A 2,245-nucleotide genomic window follows, 5' to 3' on the forward strand; every position below is an offset into this window, starting at 1 on the left:
GCGCTCGACCGGGGCCGGTGGCGGCGGGGGTGGCGGCGCCTTCGGTGCTTCCGGCACGACGGGTGCGGCCACGACCGCCGGCTTCGGTGTGAAGACGGGGGCGGCAACAGGCTCCGGCTTGTCGCCGGGCATCGAGAACTTGCGCTTCTTGGTTTCGACGACGACCTGCTTGGTGCGGCCGTGCGAGAAGTTCTGGCGCACAGTGCCCTGCTCCATACCGGGGCGCTTCAGCGTCAAGGTCTTCTTCGGCGTCACACTCAGCGTATTGTCGTCACCCGATTTCGTATCGCTCATTCCATATCCTCTGCGGCATCATCTTCGTCAGCAACAGCCGCAAGCATTGCCAGATCGTCCGGGGAACCGCCCCGATACCGGTCGAGCGCAACCATGCGCTTCTGGACCGCCCTGCCCGCGTCTCCCGCGAGAACGGCAGCATGTATCACATTTGTACCCCCCAATGCCAAGCTCAACTCGACCTCGGAGAAAAGTTTGTAGGCAAGGATGGCGGGCCCGCCGAGATGGACTGTCGCCCGTCGCGCCTGGCTGATCTTGCGCACGCCGTCATCGGACGCCTCGGTCGCGTGGAGCACGAAAAGCGCCAATCCGCCGCGAACAGCACTTTCGACCTTGGTAGCACCAAGCGAAATTGCGCCTGCCTTACGGGCAAGACCAAGCATGCCCAGAGCGTGCCTGGAAAGCAGCCCGTCGATCATGCCGCCAAGATCGGGCGGCACGACCACCTGTGCCTTGAAGGCGCGGGCAAAGAGGTTCTTCGCCGCAGCCTTGTCGATATGTAGGCGGTCGGCGCTCACCCAGCAACCGCGGCCGGGCAGATTTCTCTTGATGTCGGGAACGACGGCCGAATCCGGGCCGACGACGAACCGGATCAGATCATCCGGTTCGGCTTGTTTGCGCGTAACGATGCAGGTGCGATCGTTCATCTCGTCCAGGGGCGGGTTCGGTGCGATGCGGTTTCACCTCACGCACCAACGGCTTCGTCAGCCGAGACTTCTTCGGCTGCAAGCTCGTCTTCGGTGATCCAGCCGGCCTTGAGGCGGGCGGCCAGAACCATCTGTTCGGCGTCCGCGCGGGTCACGCCATGATTGGCCAGCACGCCCGGATAGACCTTTGTCTCGCCGTCCTTGCGTTCCTTCCAGCCGGTCAGGTCGTCGGCGGCATAGCCGGCGAAATCCTCGATCGTCTTCACGCCGTCCTCGCCAAGCGTCACCATCATGGCGGTGGTGACGCCGGGGATTTCGCGCAACTCGTCCGAAACACCGAGCGCCTTGCGCTTGTCATCGTGCTCGGCCTCGATCTTCTCCAGATATTCGCGGGCGCGGGTCTGGATTTCCGAAGCGGTGTCCTCGTCGAAACCGTCGATCGAGGCGATCTCGCCGGAATCGACATACGCGACTTCCTCGACGCTGGTGAAGCCTTCGGAGGCCAGCACCTGGCCGACCATCTCGTCGACGTCGAGGGCTTCCATGAACAGCGACGAACGCTCGACGAATTCCTTCTGGCGACGCTCGGATTCTTCGGCCTCGGTGAGGATGTCGATATCCCAACCGGTCAGCTGCGAAGCCAGACGCACGTTCTGGCCGCGGCGGCCGATGGCCAGCGACAGCTGGTCGTCGGGAACCACGACTTCGATGCGCTCGGCATCCTCGTCGAGCACGACCTTGGCGACTTCCGCCGGCTGCAGCGCGTTGACGATGAAGGACGCCGCAGAAGGCGACCACGGAATGATGTCGATCTTCTCGCCCTGCAATTCGCCGACGACGGCCTGGACGCGGCTGCCGCGCATGCCGACGCAGGCGCCGACCGGATCGATCGAGCTGTCGCGCGAAATAACGGCGATTTTGGCGCGCGAACCCGGGTCGCGGGCGACCGATTTGATCTCGATGATGCCGTCATAGATTTCCGGCACTTCCATGGTGAACAGCTTGGCCATGAACTGCGGATGGGTACGCGACAGGAAGATCTGCGGGCCGCGCTGCTCGCGGCGCACATCGTAGACATAGGCGCGGACGCGGTCGCCATATTTGTAGTTTTCACGCGGGATCAGCTCATCGCGACGGATGATCGCTTCGCCGCGGCCGAGATCGACGATGACGTTGCCGTATTCGACGCGCTTGACGGTACCGTTGACGATCTCGCCGATGCGGTCCTTGTACTCGTCATACTGGCGGTCGCGTTCGGCCTCGCGGACCTTCTGCACGATGACCTGCTTGGCCGACCGGGCAGC

At 63.7% G+C, this 2,245-nt stretch carries 3 protein-coding genes; all 3 read right to left on the minus strand.

Annotated elements, in window-relative coordinates; all coding sequences use genetic code 11:
• Positions 1 to 294: translation initiation factor IF-2 associated domain-containing protein (locus tag EN939_RS30875; RefSeq protein ID WP_206528382.1), on the minus strand; the 294-nt coding region annotated here is incomplete at its 3' end.
• A complete protein-coding gene (locus tag EN939_RS30880) occupies positions 291 to 941 on the minus strand; it encodes an RNA-binding protein (protein ID WP_127270709.1) in 651 nt (216 codons plus the stop codon). The genes EN939_RS30875 and EN939_RS30880, both read right to left, overlap by 4 nt.
• Positions 942 to 979: 38 nt before the next feature.
• Positions 980 to 2,245: transcription termination factor NusA (nusA, locus tag EN939_RS30885; protein WP_127271418.1), on the minus strand; the 1,266-nt coding region annotated here is incomplete at its 5' end.

The sequence above is a fragment of the Mesorhizobium sp. M7A.F.Ca.CA.002.05.1.1 genome, assembly GCF_003998335.1.
GTDB lineage: Bacteria > Pseudomonadota > Alphaproteobacteria > Rhizobiales > Rhizobiaceae > Mesorhizobium.

Coding starts and splice junctions, on each gene's coding strand:
- EN939_RS30880 (WP_127270709.1), bottom strand. CDS start 941: ATGAACGATCGCACCTGCATCGTTACGCGCAAACAAGCCGAACCGGAT.